This is a genomic window from Ancylobacter rudongensis (assembly GCF_900100155.1).
GTDB classification, from domain to species: domain Bacteria; phylum Pseudomonadota; class Alphaproteobacteria; order Rhizobiales; family Xanthobacteraceae; genus Ancylobacter; species Ancylobacter rudongensis.
The window spans coordinates 18,600-34,700 of sequence record NZ_FMTP01000004.1 but is presented as its reverse complement, the minus strand read 5'-3'; the positions used below and the strand labels follow the sequence as shown (position 1 = coordinate 34,700).

Genomic DNA, 16,101 nt, shown 5'->3' with positions numbered 1-16,101 from the left:
ACACAACAGATTAGAGGAAGAGTTCCAACTCACTTATGTGTCACACGACGCCGCGACGATCACTTTCACGCGCCTGCCGGAACATCATACTCCAACTTGCGGAAGGTGCCGACTACCCGGCTGCCCGCCGCGCCATTTCGAGCGAAACTCGGTCAGATCAGGCGTTCTTCACCATGACATGGCGCACGACGGTATAGTCCTCCAGCGCATAGGCACTGAGATCCTTGCCATAGCCGGACTGCTTCAACCCGCCATGGGGCATCTCGCTCACCAGCATGAAATGGCAGTTCACCCAGGTGCAGCCATATTGCAGGCGCGAAGCGGTGGCCATGCCGCGCCCGATATCCTGCGTCCATACCGAGGAAGCGAGGCCGTAGTCGCTGTCATTGGCCCAGCCCACGGCCTCGTCGATATCGCTGAAGCGCGTGACGGACACCACGGGACCGAACACCTCCCGGCGAACGATCTCGTCGGATTGCAGGGCCCCGGCCACCACGGTCGGCTCGTAGAAGAACCCCTTGCCGGAACCGGCGCCACCGGCAACCTTGCCGCCGGTCGCGATCTCGATGTGATTGAGCTCGGAAGCCCGCTCGACGAAGGACGCGACGCGGGCGCGCTGGCGGGCGGAAATCAGCGGGCCGATGTCGTTCTCGCTGTCATCGACCTGGCCGAATTTCAGCCCCGACACCGCCGAGGCGAGATCCGCCACCAGTTTTTCATAGATCTTGGAGCCGGCATAGATGCGGCAGGCAGCGGTGCAGTCCTGCCCGGCATTGTAGTAACCAAACACCTTTACCCCTTCGACCACGGCGTCGATATCGGCATCGTCGAACACGATGACCGGCGCCTTGCCGCCCAGTTCCAGATGGGTGCGCTTCACCGTCTTGGCGGCGGCGGTCAGCACCTTCTTGCCGGTCGCGATGTCGCCGGTGAGCGAGACCATCGCGACCTTGGGATGATTGATCAGCGCATTGCCGACGCTCTCGCCGCGCCCGACGACGACGTTGACCACGCCCTCCGGGAAAATATCGGCGATGATCCGGGCGAGCTTCAGCAGGGAAAGCGGCGTCTGCTCGGAAGGCTTGATGACCACCGTATTGCCACCGGCCAGCGCCGGGGCCAGCTTCCACGCCGCCATCATCAGCGGGTAGTTCCACGGCGCGATGGAGGCGACGACGCCGATCGGGTCGCGCCGGATCATCGAGGTGTGGCCGGCCAGATACTCGCCCGCCACCATGCCGTGCTGGGTCCGCGCGGCGCCGGCGAAGAAGCGGAAGCAGTCGACCACGCCGGGAATCTCGTCGTTCAGCACCGCATGGCGGGGCTTGCCGCAGTTCAGCGCCTCAAGGGTTGCGAAGGCTTCCGCCTCGGCCTCGATGCGGTCCGCCAGCTTGAGCAACATGTAGGAGCGCTCGGCCGGCGTGGTGCGCGACCAGGTGCGAAATGCCTTGTCGGCGGCGTTCACCGCCGCGTCGATCTGGTCCGGGGACGCCTCGGGCAGTTCGATCAGCGTCTCCTCGGTCTTCGGGTTCAGCACCGTCTCCGTCGTCTCCGTGCCGGCGACGAAGGCGGAGCCGATCAGCATTTCGGTATCGGACAAGGCAGTCATGGGGCGTCTCCTATTTTCCCGAGCCGGCCACCGCCTCGCCATGGCGGGTGAGGTAGTAGGCGGCGAGGATGGGCAGGAAAGTCACGAGGATCACGAGCACGGCGACCACATTGGTGACGGGGCGCTGCCGCGGGCGGATGAGTTCGGACAGCATCCATATCGGCAAAGTCGATTGCTGGCCGGCGGTGAAGGTGGTGACGATCACCTCGTCGAAGCTGAGCGCGAAGGCGAGCATGCCGCCGGCCAGCAGCGCGGTGCCGATGTTCGGCAGCACCACGAGGCGGAAGGTCTGGAAGGCATCGGCGCCCAGATCCATCGACGCCTCGATCAGCGAGGGCGAGAGCCGGCGCAGGCGCGCCACGGCATTGTTGTAGACGACGACGATGCAGAAGGTGGCGTGGCCGAGCACGATGGTCCAGACGGAGAACGGGATCTCCATCAGCCCGAAGGCCTGGCGCAGCGCGATGCCGGTGACGATGCCCGGCAGTGCGATGGGCAGCACGAACAGCAGCGAGATCGGCTCGCGGCCGAAGAACCGCGCCCGCGCCAACGCTCCGGCCGCCAGCGTGCCGAGCACCAGCGCCAGCAGCGTGGCGATGCTCGCCACCTTCAGCGACAGCCCGACAGCCGCCCAGATATCGGCCCGCCCCCACACCACGCCGAACCATTTCAGCGTGAAGCCGGGCGGAGGGAAGGCGTAGCTCTTCTCTTCCGTGGTGAAGCAATAGAGCAGGATGAACAGCAGCGGGATGTGCAGGAAGGCCAGCCCGGCAAGGGCGGCGATCTTGAGCGAGAGCGGGGCGCGAGTCATGGTGTGGCGCTCCCATCGAGATTACCGATACGCCCGACCTCACAGCGCATCGAACGCTCCCGTGCGCTTGGCGAGGGTGAGGAACACGGCCATGACCAGGATCGGCACCAGCGAGAAAGCCGCCGCCAGCGGGATGTTCCCGGCCGTGCCCTGCAGCGTGTACACTGCCTGCCCCAGCACCAGCGCCGAGGTGCCGATGATCTGCGGCACGATGTAGTCGCCCAGCGTCAGCGAGAAGGTGAAGATCGACCCCGCCACCACGCCCGGCATGGCGAGCGGCAGGATCACGGTGCGGAAGACGAGGCCCGGCGCGGCGCCGAGATCGCCCGCCGCCTCAATGAGATGCGGCGGCACCCGTTCCAGCGCCGCCTGGACGGGGAGGATCATGAAGGGCAGCCAGAGATAGGTGAAGGTCAGCACCATGCCGGTATAGCTGACCGAAAGCGAGGGCCCGCCGACCAGCGGCAGCGCCAGCCACGCCTCCAGCGCGCCGCCGAGGCCCAGCTTGCCGGCGAACCAGCCGATGGCCCCTTCCTTGGCCAGCAGCAGCTTCCAGCCATAGACCTTGACCAGATAGCTCGACCACAGCGGCATCATGACGGCGAGATAGAACGCCGCCTTCACCTTCGGCCCGGCATAGCGGGCGGCATAATAGGCGATGGGGAACGCGATGATCGCGCACAGCAGGGTGACGCCCCCGGCAATTCCGATGGTTCGCAGCAGAATGTCCAGATTGGCGGGGCGGAAGAGTTCGAGCAGCGTGGCGGTGGTCGGCTCGCGGACGATGGTGCCGGAAAACTCGTCTATCGAAAAAACCGATTGCCCGAGGAAGACGAACAGGCTGCCGAGATAGACAAGCCCCAGCCACAGCAGCGGCGGCAGCAGCAGAAGCAGCGTCAGCAGCCGGGCGCGGCGCACCAGCACGTCGGAAAGCCGGCGCAGCAGGCCCTCGCGCGGGGCGGGCAGATCGAGGGTCGCGAGGCTCATTGCTCGCCCCCCATCGGCCGCACCGCCCCTGCGGGCACGGCGAGCCGGACGGTGGCACCCGCCATCACGCCTGAAGCCGTTGCGGGAACGGCGGCCGTGAGCGCCAGCCCCTCGCCCGTGACCGCGCTGACGCGGCGCACCGGGCCCTGATAGGACACGTCGGTGACGCGCGCCTCCACCAGCGCCGCGCCTTCCGGCACCGGCGCGCCGGGGGCGAGGAGCACAATCTTCTCCGGCCGCAGGCTGGAAGGCCGGGCCGGCGCGCCCAGCGCCAGCGCCTCACGCGCCTCCAGCACATTGGCCGAGCCGACAAAGCGGGCGACGAAGCGCGTGGCCGGCCGCTCATAGACTTCTTCCGGCGGCCCGACCTGCACGATCCGCCCCTCATTGAACACGGCGACGCGGTCGGCCATGGACAGCGCCTCGCTCTGGTCATGGGTGACGAAGACGAAGGTGAGGCCGAGCGCCCGCTGCAAGCCCTTCAGTTCGCTCTGCATTTCCTCGCGTAGCTTGAGGTCGAGCGCGCCCAGCGGCTCGTCGAGCAGCAGCACTTTCGGCCGCACCACCAGGGCGCGGGCGAGCGCCACGCGCTGGCGCTGGCCGCCGGAGAGCTGCGCCGGGCGGCGGGTTTCCATGCCCGACAGCTTGACCATGGCCAGCGCCTCGCGGGCCATCCGGTCGCGATCGGCCCGGCCGATACCGCGCACCCGCAGCCCATAGGCGACATTCTCGCCGACCGAGAGATGCGGAAACAGCGCATAGTCCTGGAACACGGTGTTCACCGCCCGCCGATAGGGCGGCAGGCCTTCCACCGTCTCGCCGAAGATCTCGATATGGCCGTCATCGGGCTGCTCGAAGCCGGCGATCAGGCGCAGGCAGGTGGTCTTGCCCGAGCCGGACGGGCCCAGCATGGCGAAGAACTCGCCCGGCGCGATGGCAAGGTCGACGCCATCCACCGCCCGCACCGCGCCGAAATGCCTGACGACACCGGCAAAACGGACAGCTGGCAGGACGAGCGGGGCGGCGTGAGCGTGCATGAAGAAATTCCGGGAAGGCGGTCAGAAATCAGAGCGAGAGGACGCTGCGCGACTCGTGCGCTGGGCCCCGGATCGGCGCCGCGCGTCGCGCGGCTTGTCCGGGAAGCCAGATTTCGTGTCCCGGACAAGCGGCGCCGCAGGCGGAGCGCCGATCCGGGACCCAGCGGAGAGTGCCGCCGCAGGCGGCTCAAATCCCCTTCCGCTTCAGCATCCCTCAACGCCCGGGCTTTCGCCCGGGCACCTCAGGATTGCGTTGTGTGACGCGGCGCGTCACCGCCCGCCGAGGACGGCAATGTAGTCCGACACCCAGCGGTAATAGGGCACGCAGCCTTCGGCCTGGGTGGCGCATTTGGCGACCGGCGTGCGCCAGAAATGGATGCGCTCGAATTCCTCCATGCCATTGGTCGTGCAGCCTTCCGCGCCCAGCAGCTCATTGCCCTTGCAGGCGGCGGGGACGGCGGGCACCGAGCCGAACCAGGCGGCGAGGTCGCCCTGCACCTTGGGGCTCAGCGAGTGCTCCATCCACATATAGGCGCAGTTGGGATGAGCCGCGTCGGCGTGCATCATGGTGGTATCGGCCCAGCCGGTCGCCCCCTCGCTCGGGATGGTGGAGGCGATCGGCTTGTTCTGGCTTTTCAGCAGGTTGACCTGGAACGGCCAGGAGGAGGACGCGACGACGCCCTCATTGGTGAAATCGTCGATCTGGATCATCGCGTCGTGCCAGTAGCGCTGCACGATCTTGCGCTGCTGGCGCAGCAGGTCGAGCGCCGCCTTGTACTGCGCCTCGGTCAGCTCATAGGGGTCCTTGATGCCCAGTTCCGGCTTATGGGTCATCAAATAGAGCGCGGCATCGGCGATGTAGATCGGGCCGTCAAAGGCCTGGATACGGCCCTTATTGGACTTGCCGTCCGGCAGGGTCTGCTCCTCGAACACCACGTTCCAGCTCTTGGGCGCTTCGCCCTTGAACGCTTCCGTGTTGTACATCAACACGTTGGAGCCCCACTGATAGGGCGTGCCGTAATGCACGCCGTTCACCGTGTGCCAGGGCGCGTCCTGCAGGCGCGGGTCCACCGTGCCCCAGCTCGGAATCAGCTTGGTGTTGATGGGGGCGACCTTCTTGCCGGCGATGAGGCGGAGCGAGGCGTCGCCGGAGGCGGTGACGAGGTCGAAGCCGCCCTCATTCATCAGCGCGACCATCTCATCGGAAGTGCCGGCGGTCTTCACATTGACCTTGCAGCCGGTCTTGGTCTCGAATTCCGTGACCCAGTCAAACGCCTTGTCGGTGTCGCCGCGCTCGATATAGCCGGCCCAGGCGACGATATCGACCTGGCCTTCGCCCTTGCCGACCGATGTCATTTCCGCAGCAAAAACAGGGCTTAAGGCGAGAGAAGCGCTGGCGGCGAGCGCCGGCAGATGCAGATAAGGCGAGAGGCGCGGCATGGTCTGTTTCCCTCTGTTCTGCGGGCGCAGGCGGCCCTTTGGGGTGAGTGTGACGCTGCGTCGGGCGGGGCGCCACACCAAAGATCAGAAGGCAGCCATCGGAAAAACCGATGAGCAGGAAATGGGCAGATATTCCCCTCTACTGCCCTCATGGCCGGGCTTGAAGTGCCACCCGGGGGGAGCGCGGGCATCGCGCAAGGCTGGGTCCCCGGGTCAAGCCCGGGGATGAGGGCGGCGCGGAGGATAAGGGGCTCTGATGCGCGCACCCTCCCCGCGCGTCCCGGCCAAGCGGAGGCGCAGCCGGAGCGCGGAGCCGGGACCCAGCGGAAGACTCTTCAGCGATGCTGAGCGGCGGCAGCGAGAAGCCGACCGCCCACGCCCGGCCCGAGCCCGCGCCCGCCCCCCCTGGGCCCCGGATCGGCGCCGCGTCCGCGCGGCTTGTCCGGGGAACGCATCTGCGAATGGGGCCGCAGGCTTGCCCGGGGAACGCTGGACGGGCGCGGCAAACAAGGCCCCGCTACCGCCCGCGCCCGCCATGCCGCGTGGCGGCGATGGAGACGAAGCCGGTGGCGGCGGGCGAGAGTGGGGAGCCGCGCCGCCAGGCGGTCGCGACTTCCACCGCCGGCACATTGTCGATCAGCGTGCGGGCCTCGATCTTGTCGCCTTCCAGCGACCAGGGCCGATAGGTGAGGTCCGGCAGCACCGCCACCCCCGCCCCAGTGGCCACCAGCGAGCGCACCGCCTCCACCGAGCGGGTGCGGAACGCCACCGGCGGGCGGATACCCAGCCGGCGCCAGACGATTTCCGACGCCTCGGCGATTTCATCAATGGTGAGAAGCACATGCGGCTCCTCAGCGAGATCGCGCAGGCTCACCCGCTCCTCCACCAGCGCTGGATGGCCGAGCGGCAGCCACACACGATAGGGCGAAATCTCAACGGCCTGCGTCTGCAGCGCCGCCGATTGCCGGCCGGGCGGCAGCACCATGACCGCGACATCCAGCTCGCCGCCGACCAGCAGATGTTCGAGATAATCGGCCGCGTCCTCCACCGCCTCCACCGCCACGCCGGGGAAGGCACGGTGGAAGCGGGCGATGAGGTCGGAATAGATGTAGCCGGCCACCAGCGGCGTCACCCCTACCGCCAGGCGGCCGGTGAGCGCCGCCATTTCCGGCCCCGCCAGCGCCCGGCGCGCATCGGCGACATCGCCGAGAATCTTTCGCGCGTGACGCAGGAAATGATGGCCCTTGAGGGTGAGGTCGACGCCGCGCGCATGGCGCTCCAGCAGCGTGACGCCGAGGTCCAGCTCCAGCTCGCGCAGGGCTTCGGTCACGGTCGATTGCGAGATCGACAGCGTGTGCGCTGCTGAGGAGACGGAACCGTTCTCCGCCACCGCGACGAGATATTGAAGCTGGCGCAGCGAAAAAGCCATCGGAAGTTCCGGGGGGAGAGGTCCCCGGCGAGTGTAGACCCCCGTTTTACCGCCGCCTAGCCGGGCCGATGAGGTGGACGATCAGGCCGATGAGAGCGAACAGGCCGACATCGCCCAGCCCCCTCGCCCCCCGCGCGCTATTTCGCCAGCAGGCTCTTCAGCTCGAACCCCTCATCCCCCGCCTGTTCAGGGGTGAGCGTCGGCGTGCCGGCGAGCAGGCGGCGGCCGAGCATGTGGTCGGCGGGGCGGTTGACGCTCTCAATGGCGGTGAGCACCCCGTCGCGGAAGCGGAACACCGAGAAGCGACGCGAGGCGGGGTCGCCGCGCAGCACCGCGCTGTCGGTGGCGGCCGCGAGGCCGACCATTTGCAGCTTGAGGTCGGCCTGATCGCTCCAGAACCACGGCACGGCGTCGAAGGGGGCGGGCTCCCCCGTCGGGGACACCTTGCCGGTGAGCCGATGGGCGAGGCTGCGGGCCTGGTCGGCGGCATTCTGCACCGATTCCAGCCGCACATGGGCGGTGCCGTCTTTTGCCGCGAAGCGGCTGGGATAGGCCACCGCGTCGCCCAGTGCCGATATGGCGGGGTCGCTGGTGGCCAGATGCGCGTCGACGACGATGCCGTTCGCCACGTCCAGCCCGGCCTCAGCCGCCAGTTCCACATTCGGCACCACGCCGATGCCGACCAGCACGAAATCGGCCGGGTGCACCGTGCCGTCGCCGGTCTCGACGCCGGTGACATGGCCGCCCTCGCCGCGCAGCCCGATGACGCCGGCGCCGAGCACGAGCGTGGTGCCCATGGCGGCGTGGGCGTCAGCGAAAAACGCCGACATTTCGGGCGAGACGGCGCGGGAGAGCACGCGGCCGGCGCCTTCCAGCACCGTCACCTCATGGCCGAGCGCGCGGGCGACGGCGGCGAATTCCAGCCCGATGAAGCCGGCGCCGATCACCACCACGCGGCGGGCGACGGCGAGCTTGCCCTTCAGCGCGTCGGCATCGGCCAGGGTGCGCAGATAGAACACGCCGGCAAGGTCATGGCCGGGCACCGGGAGCGGCCGGTTGCGGGCGCCGGTGGCGAGGATGAGATGGGCGTAAGGGAGCGCGGTGCCGTCCTCCAGCACGAGGCGCTGGCCGGGCCGGTCGATGGCGGTGGCGCGGGCGTTGACCAGCTCGATGCGGTGATCGGCATAGAAGGCGCCGGCGCGCAGTTCGATCTGCTCGATGCCGGCCTCGCCTTTCATATAGGCCTTGGACAGCGGCGGGCGCTGATAAGGCAGGCCCGGCTCGTCGCCGACCAGCACCAGCCGGCCGGCATAGCCGGCATCGCGCAGCGAGGCGGCGGCCTGGAAGCCGCCCTGCCCGGCGCCGACAATGACGATGCCCGCCTCGCGTGTGCCCACCTCGCTCATGAAGCCCTCCCTTCCTGCGCGACCAGCCGGTCGCGTTCCGCATAGATCGCCTCGGTGAGCCGGGCCATGAACTCCTTGTCCGGCAGGCCGGGCGGGATGGACGGCAGGTAGGAGACGGTGATGGTGCCCGGCCGGATGGCAAAGCTGCGCGCCGGCCAGAACAGGCCGGCATTGTTGACGACCGGCACGACCGGCAGGTCCAGCGCCTTGTAGAGCAGCAGCACGCCGCGATGGAATTCGGCGCGTTCATCCACCGCCCGGCGGGTGCCTTCCGGGAAGATCAGCAGATTGCGCCCTGCCTCGCTGGCCTCGCGCCCCTCGCGGAACATCTTCTTCACCGAGGAAGCGCCGCCGGCGCGGTCGATGGCGATCATCGGCGAGCGCTTGAGGAACCAGCCGAACACCGGGATGCGGTACAGCTCTTCCTTCAGCACGATGGCGACATCGGGAATCAGCAAGGCGGCGGCGATGGTCTCGAAGGCGGACTGGTGGTTGCCGACATAGAGCGCCGGCTCGGGCGGGCGGTTGTCCTCGCCGATGGTGCGGTAGGAAAGCCCGACCAGGCGCAGGATCACCATCACCCCGCCGGCCCAGAAGCGCGAGAAGCGGCGGGTCAGCGGCGGCCGGTCGCGCAGCGCGAAATAGGGAATGGTCACGGCGAGCAGCGCTGTCCACACCACCAGCAGGACGAGGAAGAACGAGGAGCGCAGGCGGGCCATGGGCGGGGGTCTCGAACGGGGCTGGAACGTCTAGCAGATCGAGCCGGCCGGCGGGAGGGGTGCCGGCAGGGTGTGCGCCGCAGGCCCCTCATCCCCGGGCCTGACCCGGGGACCCAGCCCTGCCGCCCGCGCCCGGTTCCAGTCTGGGTGGCCGGGTCACGCCCGGCCATGAGGGCGCGAGGGTGATGAGGGGGCTGTTCCCCAGACACGCCACGCCCCGCGTGGCGCTGATCCGGGGCCCAGGGCGACCGGGAGGCTGCGCAGCGCAAGCCCCCTCATCCCCGGGCTTGACCCGGGGACCCAGCCCTGCCGCCCGCGCCCGGTCTCCAGCCTGGGTGGCCGGGTCACGCCCGGCCATGAGGGAGCGAGGGTGATGAGGGGCCGTTCCCCGCGCGCGTCAGCCGTTGCCGGCGGGGGGCGGGGGCGGCTCCAGCAGGGCGAAGGCGTTGACGTCGAACATGCCGAAATCGGTGATCTTCAGATGCGGAATCACCGGCAGCGGCAGGAACGCCACCTGCAAAAACGGCTCGGCCAGCACCACGCCGAGCGCCTTGGCCGCCGCGCGCAGCGGGATCAGCGCATCGTGTACGTCCTCGAACGAGGTGTCCGCCATCAGCCCGGCGACGGGCAAAGCGAGCTCGGCCGTCACCGCGCCGTCCTGCGCCACCGCGAAGCCGCCGCGCAATTCGATCAGCCGGTTCACCGCCAGCACCATGTCGGCCTCATCGACCCCGACCACGGTGATGTTGTGGCTGTCATGGCCGACCGAGGAGGCGATGGCGCCGCGCTTCATGCCGAAGCCATGGACGAAGCCGCGGCCGATATTGCCGTTGCGCCCGTGCCGCTCGACGACGCAGACCTTCACCGCGTCCTTCTCAAGGTCCACCCGCTTCTCGCCGTCGATCAGCTCCAGGTCGAGCCGCACATCCTCGGTGATGATCCGGCCGGGCACCACGCCGATGACCCGGGTGGCACTCTCAGTGGCCGGGATACGGAAATCCTCCGCCGTCACGGGCCGCGCCTTCACCGAATCCATGCCGACCGGGGCGACGCTGCCGCGCCCGGCGAACAGTTCCGGCGTCACCAGCCGCCCGGCCGAGATGACCTGGCGGACCGAGCAGGCTTCCAGACTGTCCACCAGCACGATGTCCGCCCGCCGTCCCGGCGCGATGAGGCCGCGATCGGTGAGGCCGAAGGCATTGGCCGCCGACCAGCTCGCCACCCGGTAGACATGGTGCAGCGGTGCGCCGTGGCGGATCGCCTCGGCGATCATGTAGTCGAGATGGCCTTCCTCGGCGATGTCGAGCGGGTTGCGGTCATCGGTGCAGAAGGCCAGGAACGCCGAGGTGTCGGCGGAAATGAGCGGGATCAGCGCGTGCAGGTCCTTCGAGACCGAGCCCTCGCGGATGAGGACGGACATGCCCTTCATCAGCTTCTCCCGCGCCTCCTCCAGCGAGGTCGCCTCGTGCTCGGTGCGGATGCCGGCGGCGATGTAGCCATTGAGGTCCTGGCCCCGCAGCAGCGGCGCGTGGCCGTCAATATGGCCGTCGGAGAATAGAGAGAGCTTGGCGAGGCACCCTTCATCGGCGAACAGCACGCCGGGGAAGTTCATGAATTCGGCGAGGCCAATGCCGGAGCCATGGCCGCGCAGCAGCGCGAGATCGGGCGCGGCGAGCTCAGCGCCGGCGGTCTCGAAGGTCGTGGCCGGCACGCAGGAGGAGAGCTGCACCCGCAGGTCCATGATCGTGTGCTCGGCGCAGCGCTGGAAATAGGCGATGCCCTCTGCACCGAGCACATTGGCGATCTCGTGCGGGTCGCAGATCGCGGTGGTGACGCCGTGCGGCAGCACGCAGCGGTCGAATTCCAGCGGCGTGACCAGCGAGGATTCGACATGCAGATGGGTGTCGATGAAGCCGGGCACAGCGAACAGGCCGGCGCCGTCGATCTCCTGCGCGCCGTCATACGCGCCATAGGTGCCGACGATGCGCTCGCCCACCATGGCGATGTCGGTGCGGGTGATCGCGCCCGTGATGACATCCAGCAGCTGGACGCCCTTGATGACGAGGTCGGCCGGCGCGGTGCCGCGACCGGCCTCGATGAGGCGTGCGATCTCGGCCGGGCTCTTTGTCGCCATGGTCAGTCCTTCCAGGCGCTGGCGGTGTCGAGCAGGGCCATCTCGGCGCCGGTGAGGGCGAGATCGGCGCTGGCGATGAGGTCGCCGAGCTGCTCGACACGCGAGGCGCTGGCGATGGGGGCGGTGATGCTGGGGCGGGCCATCACCCAGGCCAGCGCCACCTGGGTCGGGGTGGCGCCATGGGCGGCGGAAACCTCGTCCAGCGCGGCGAGGATGCGCTCGCCCCTGGGGTTGAGATATTTCTCCACCAGCGAGGCCCCGCGCACGCTTTTGCCGGCATCGGCGGCGCTGCGGTACTTGCCGGTGAGGAAGCCGGCGGCGAGCGAGAAATAGGGGATGACGCCAAGGCCGCTGGCGGCGCAGACCGCCTCGATATCGGCCTCATAGCCGGCGCGGGCGTAGAGGTTGTATTCCGGCTGCAACGTCTCGTAGCGCGGCAGTTTTTCGCGGGTCGACACTGCCAGCGCTTCGAACAGCCGGGGCGCGGTGAGGTTCGAGCCGCCGATGATCCGCACCTTGCCGGCGCGGATCAGCTCGTCATAGGCGCCCAGCACCTCCTCGAACGGCGTGTCCGGGTCGTCCCAATGCGACTGGTAGAGGTCGATATAGTCGGTCTGCAGCCGGGCGAGAGAGGCCTCGGCGGCGCTCTTGATATGGTCCGGGGCGAGGCTGACCTTGCCCTGTCCCATATCGGCACCGACCTTGGTGGCGATGACCAGCCGGTCACGATTGCCGCGCGCCTTCATCCATCGGCCGATGATGGCCTCGGATTCGCCGCCCACATGGCCTTCCACCCAGCGCGAATACATGTCGGCGGTGTCGATGAAGCAGAAGCCGGCCTCGAACAGCGCGTCGAGCAAGCGGAACGAGGTGGGCTCGTCGGCGGTCCAGCCGAAGACATTGCCGCCGATGCACAGTGGCGGCACCAGAATATCCGAGCGTCCGAGGCGGCGCAGTTCCATTCGTCTCTCCTCCGGCGGTCGATGAAGCGGGACGCGGCAGACGCCGCAGGCTGTCAGGCCCTGGCGCGCGTCGCCCCAATGTTGCAATGCGGGATCGCACTCTAACTCTAAGATAGAGAACGCGTTATCCGATCAGCTTGCGATGCAAGCTGATCGGCGCGTGCTCTAGAACCCGTCCTCGTCAAGCGAACCGACCTCGATCAGTTCCACCTGTTCGCGCTGGCACACATGGCGCAGCTCGGGAGAGGATACGGTGTCGGTGACGAAGGTGTCGACCTCCGACATTGAGCCGATGCGCACCGGCGCCGTGCGCTCCAGCTTGGAACGGTCGGCGACCAGGATGATCTGGCGGGCATTGTCGATGATGGCGCGGGCGACCTGCACCTCGCGGTAGTCGAAGTCCAGCAGCGTGCCGTCCTCCTCGATGGCGGAGGCGCCGATGACGGCGTAGTCGACGCGGAACTGGCGGACGAAGTCCACCGCCGCCGAGCCGATCACCGCCCCGTCGGCATGGCGCACCGGGCCGCCGGCCATGATCAGCTCGATTCGGGGGTGGCGGTAGAGCAGCGTCGCGACATTGAGGTTGTTGGTGATGACCAGAAGGTCCTCATGGTCGGACAGCGCGCGGGCGACCTCTTCCGTGGTCGTGCCGATATTGATGAACAGCGAGGCGCGGTTCGGCACCATGCTGGCGGCGGCCTCGGCGATGGCGCGCTTGGCGCCCTGCGCCATGGCGCGGCGGGCCTCATAGGCGAGGTTCTCGACGCCGGAGGCGACGACGGCGCCGCCATGCACGCGCGACATCAGCCGGCGCACGCACAGATCGTTGAGATCCTTGCGGATGGTCTGGGGCGAGACGTCGAAACGGCCGGCGAGGTCCTCGACGCTCACCCGTCCCTGGGCGCGCGCGAGCCCCAGAATGTCCTGCTGGCGTGAGGAGATCGCGTTCATGCGGCCAACGGTCTTTCTCCCGAAATGAACGACCGTCTTCTGCGGACGATTCGTGCTGCATCCTGCACAAGGAGGCCGGGCGCGGCAAACGCCTGTTTAGAGGCGCTGCAACATGAGCACGCTGGCGAGCCCGCCGGCGGCGGCGATGGCGGAAAGGCCGAGCGCGCCGGTGGCCTCGCGGGCCAGTTCGTGGAACTGGCGCACCGCGAGGATGGCGCCGGAGGCGCCGATGGGATGGCCGCGCGCCAGCGCCCCGCCGCCGCGATTGATCGCGGCCGGATCGAGGCCCGCGCGCCGGCAGTTCTGAATCGCCTGCCCGGCGGAGGCTTCCATCAGTTCGACCACGGGAATGCGCGCCCATTCCAGCCCGGCAGGGCCGCCCCGCAATGCCTGGTCGATCGCCCCCGGCGGGTCCTCCGGCGTGGCGGCGAAGGAGCGGGCCAAGGACACCTCGCACACCGCGCCGCCGGCCTGCAGGCGCTGCGCCCATTGCCGCGAGGCCACCAGCACGACAGCGGCGGCGTCCGCCTCTACCGCGACGCCGGCCGCATCCAGCTCGCTCTCGCCGTCGCGGTGGAGCACCGGCGCGCGGGCGCACAGAGCCGGGGTGAGGGTGCGGGTGAAGCTGTCGAAGGCGAGGCCCGCCACCGGCACGATTTCCGCCGCCAGCCGTGCCCGCGCCGCCAGCGCCCTGGCATGGCTGGCAATGGCGAAGGCCGCCTGTTCCGCCCGGCTGAGGCCGCGCGCCGCGCGGGCCAGAACCTCGATCATGTCAGGGTCGCGCGCCGGCCAGGGGGTGAAGGGCGGGCGGTCATAAAACACCGGCGCCTCGCCCTTCGCCTTCGGCCGGACGGCGCGCAGGGGCGACCGGCTGAAGCTCTCCACCCCGCCCGCCAGCACAAGCTGCGCCGCGCCCGATTCCACCAGCCGTGTCGCCAGCTGGATGGCGTCGAGGCCGGAACAGCATTGGGTGTCGACCGTCAGCGCCGGCGCGGTGGGGGGCAGGCCGGCCGCCAGCGCGGCGAGGCGGGCGATATTGCCTCCGCCGGAGAGCGCATTGCCGAGGATGACGTGATCGACCTCATGCGGCGCCACGCCCGCATCGTTGAGGCAGGCGCGCAGCACCGGGGCGGCGAGATCGTGCGCTTCCACCGCGCGAAAGGCGCCCCCGCGCGGGGCCACCGCCGTGCGGCGGGCGGCGAGGATAAAGGCCGGGTTCATCGCGTGAATGTCTCCCGCGCGATCGCCTCCAGCGCCCGCAAATCCGCCTTGCCGCCTGATGTGCGCGGCCAGTCCTCAAAGCTGAGGAAGCGGCGGGGAATCTTCGCCGCCGGCAGCAGCTTCCGGCAGGCGGCGCGCAGCGACTTCTCGTCAACCGCGCCGCGCAGCACCGCCACAAGCTCGACGCCGCGCAAATCGTCCGGCAGGCCGAACACGGCGGCTTCCTCGATGCCGGGCAGGCTCATCAGCACCGTCTCCACCTCCTCGGGATAGACGTTGAGCCCCGAGGTGACGAGCATGCGCTTCTCGCGCCCATGCAGGTAGAGAAAGCCGGCCTCGTCCAGCCGCCCATGGTCGCCAATGGTGAGGAAGCCGCCTTCGCGGCGGGTTTCCGGGGCGTCGCCGCAGGCATAGCCGTCGAAAAGCTGGGAGCTTGCCACCCAGATCGCCCCGGCTTCGCCGGCCGTGAGGTCCCGGCCCGAAGCGTCGCGGATGCGCAGGGTGACGCCATAAGCGGGCCGGCCGACCGAGCCGGCGGGCACGGCCTCGCGCGGATGGGCGATGGTGATGAAGCTGGTTTCCGAGGCGCCGTAGAACTCGGCAATGCCGGCCTTGGGGAACAGCGCCAGGGTGGCCGCGCGGGTCTCCGCCCGCCATTTCGCGCCTGAAATCATGAGCCGGCGCAGCGTCGGGAAGCTCTCGCCCGCCCCGGCCTCGACCAGCATTTGCAGCTGGGTCGGGGTGGCATAAAGCGCGGTAACACCATGCCGGGCGATGAGGCGCAGGGCGCGGCGCGGGTGGAACTGGCGCATCATCACCGCAAGCGCGCCGATATGCAGCGCGTGGACGACGCCATAGAGATGCAGCGAGGCCGCCAGCCCGCCGGGCGCCAGCACCACATCTTGTTCACTGAGGCCGAATTCCACCGCGCTGGCGGCGAAGCTGTCGATCCAGGAGCGGTGGGAACGCCGGTAGCCCTTGGGCAGGCCGGTGGAGCCGGAGGTGAAGCCGACATAGAACGGCGCGTCCGGCGATGGCGCCGGCGGGAACGCGGCGGGGGCGAGGCTGGGCAGGGTTTCCAGCGTGAGCGCCGGGGCCAGCGCCGCGTCGATGGCGGCGCGGTAGGGCGCCGGCCAGGCGGGATCATAGACGAAGGCCTGCCGGCCGCTGACGGCGCAGGCGAAAAAGGCTTCCACCAGTTCCGGCCCGTTGCCCATGGCCAGCGCCACGCCCTGCCCCGGCGCGGTGTGCGCCGCCAGATGCGCCGCCACCCCACCGATGCGGGCCGCGAGGGCGGCGCGGCTCACCTCCTCGTCGTCGCAGACCAGCGCGGCGCGGGCGGGTGCCGCCTCCGCCAAGGCGGGCAGGTCGGCGCCGAGGGTGCGGGTCATCGCC

General features: G+C 69.2%; 13 protein-coding genes. All 13 read right to left on the bottom strand.

The genetic code is table 11. The annotated features are described in order from the left end of the window. Window positions 1-157: 157 nt before the first annotated feature. Window positions 158-1,609: a gamma-aminobutyraldehyde dehydrogenase gene (locus BLO63_RS11395; RefSeq protein ID WP_091440487.1), complete on the bottom strand. Its 1,452-nt coding sequence runs from the start codon at window positions 1,607-1,609 to the stop codon at window positions 158-160. Window positions 1,610-1,619: 10 nt separating this feature from the next. After that, window positions 1,620-2,420, bottom strand: coding sequence for an ABC transporter permease (locus BLO63_RS11390; RefSeq protein WP_091440484.1), 801 nt, complete (start codon window positions 2,418-2,420; stop codon window positions 1,620-1,622). A gap of 39 nt (window positions 2,421-2,459) precedes the next feature. After that, window positions 2,460-3,407 carry an ABC transporter permease gene (locus tag BLO63_RS11385; RefSeq protein ID WP_091440475.1) on the bottom strand — a complete coding sequence of 316 codons (948 nt, stop codon included), beginning with the start codon at window positions 3,405-3,407 and terminating at the stop codon, window positions 2,460-2,462. Further along, window positions 3,404-4,444 carry an ABC transporter ATP-binding protein gene (locus tag BLO63_RS11380; RefSeq protein ID WP_091440473.1) on the bottom strand — a complete coding sequence of 347 codons (1,041 nt, stop codon included), beginning with the start codon at window positions 4,442-4,444 and terminating at the stop codon, window positions 3,404-3,406. Before BLO63_RS11380 ends, BLO63_RS11385 begins: the two co-directional genes overlap by 4 nt. 270 nt (window positions 4,445-4,714) lie before the next feature. Continuing rightward, window positions 4,715-5,884: an ABC transporter substrate-binding protein gene (locus BLO63_RS11375; protein ID WP_091440471.1), complete on the bottom strand. Its 1,170-nt coding sequence runs from the start codon at window positions 5,882-5,884 to the stop codon at window positions 4,715-4,717. Between the two features lie 517 nt (window positions 5,885-6,401). Next, window positions 6,402-7,313: a LysR family transcriptional regulator gene (locus tag BLO63_RS11370; RefSeq protein WP_091440470.1), complete on the bottom strand. Its 912-nt coding sequence runs from the start codon at window positions 7,311-7,313 to the stop codon at window positions 6,402-6,404. A gap of 137 nt (window positions 7,314-7,450) precedes the next feature. Continuing rightward, the gene (locus BLO63_RS11365) at window positions 7,451-8,719 is read right to left on the bottom strand and encodes an NAD(P)/FAD-dependent oxidoreductase (RefSeq protein ID WP_091440468.1); all 1,269 of its coding nucleotides are present in this window, start codon (window positions 8,717-8,719) and stop codon (window positions 7,451-7,453) included. Next, window positions 8,716-9,438 carry a lysophospholipid acyltransferase family protein gene (locus tag BLO63_RS11360; RefSeq protein WP_091440467.1) on the bottom strand — a complete coding sequence of 241 codons (723 nt, stop codon included), beginning with the start codon at window positions 9,436-9,438 and terminating at the stop codon, window positions 8,716-8,718. Before BLO63_RS11360 ends, BLO63_RS11365 begins: the two co-directional genes overlap by 4 nt. Before the next feature lie 397 nt (window positions 9,439-9,835). Beyond that, entirely contained in the window at window positions 9,836-11,572 is a 1,737-nt protein-coding gene (gene ade, locus BLO63_RS11355; RefSeq protein ID WP_091440465.1) for an adenine deaminase, read from the bottom strand. A gap of 2 nt (window positions 11,573-11,574) precedes the next feature. Then, window positions 11,575-12,534 (bottom strand): aldo/keto reductase, encoded by a 960-nt coding sequence (locus tag BLO63_RS11350; protein WP_091440463.1) that lies wholly within the window; start codon window positions 12,532-12,534, stop codon window positions 11,575-11,577. Window positions 12,535-12,699: 165 nt separating this feature from the next. Further along, window positions 12,700-13,485 carry a DeoR/GlpR family DNA-binding transcription regulator gene (locus BLO63_RS11345; protein WP_091440462.1) on the bottom strand — a complete coding sequence of 262 codons (786 nt, stop codon included), beginning with the start codon at window positions 13,483-13,485 and terminating at the stop codon, window positions 12,700-12,702. A 96-nt stretch (window positions 13,486-13,581) separates the two neighbouring features. Beyond that, complete coding sequence (locus BLO63_RS11340; protein ID WP_091440461.1) at window positions 13,582-14,706, bottom strand: thiolase family protein; 1,125 nt, start codon at window positions 14,704-14,706, stop codon at window positions 13,582-13,584. Beyond that, entirely contained in the window at window positions 14,703-16,097 is a 1,395-nt protein-coding gene (locus tag BLO63_RS11335) for an AMP-binding protein (protein ID WP_091440459.1), read from the bottom strand. The genes BLO63_RS11340 and BLO63_RS11335 overlap by 4 nt, the downstream gene beginning before the upstream one ends. Between the last annotated feature and the right edge of the window lie 4 nt (window positions 16,098-16,101).

Coding starts and splice junctions, on each gene's coding strand:
- BLO63_RS11350 (WP_091440463.1), bottom strand. CDS start 12,534: ATGGAACTGCGCCGCCTCGGACGCTCGGATATTCTGGTGCCGCCACTG.
- BLO63_RS11345 (WP_091440462.1), bottom strand. CDS start 13,485: ATGAACGCGATCTCCTCACGCCAGCAGGACATTCTGGGGCTCGCGCGC.
- BLO63_RS11395 (WP_091440487.1), bottom strand. CDS start 1,609: ATGACTGCCTTGTCCGATACCGAAATGCTGATCGGCTCCGCCTTCGTC.
- BLO63_RS11390 (WP_091440484.1), bottom strand. CDS start 2,420: ATGACTCGCGCCCCGCTCTCGCTCAAGATCGCCGCCCTTGCCGGGCTG.
- BLO63_RS11370 (WP_091440470.1), bottom strand. CDS start 7,313: ATGGCTTTTTCGCTGCGCCAGCTTCAATATCTCGTCGCGGTGGCGGAG.
- BLO63_RS11360 (WP_091440467.1), bottom strand. CDS start 9,438: ATGGCCCGCCTGCGCTCCTCGTTCTTCCTCGTCCTGCTGGTGGTGTGG.
- BLO63_RS11340 (WP_091440461.1), bottom strand. CDS start 14,706: ATGAACCCGGCCTTTATCCTCGCCGCCCGCCGCACGGCGGTGGCCCCG.
- BLO63_RS11335 (WP_091440459.1), bottom strand. CDS start 16,097: ATGACCCGCACCCTCGGCGCCGACCTGCCCGCCTTGGCGGAGGCGGCA.
- BLO63_RS11375 (WP_091440471.1), bottom strand. CDS start 5,884: ATGCCGCGCCTCTCGCCTTATCTGCATCTGCCGGCGCTCGCCGCCAGC.
- ade (WP_091440465.1), bottom strand. CDS start 11,572: ATGGCGACAAAGAGCCCGGCCGAGATCGCACGCCTCATCGAGGCCGGT.
- BLO63_RS11385 (WP_091440475.1), bottom strand. CDS start 3,407: ATGAGCCTCGCGACCCTCGATCTGCCCGCCCCGCGCGAGGGCCTGCTG.
- BLO63_RS11365 (WP_091440468.1), bottom strand. CDS start 8,719: ATGAGCGAGGTGGGCACACGCGAGGCGGGCATCGTCATTGTCGGCGCC.
- BLO63_RS11380 (WP_091440473.1), bottom strand. CDS start 4,444: ATGCACGCTCACGCCGCCCCGCTCGTCCTGCCAGCTGTCCGTTTTGCC.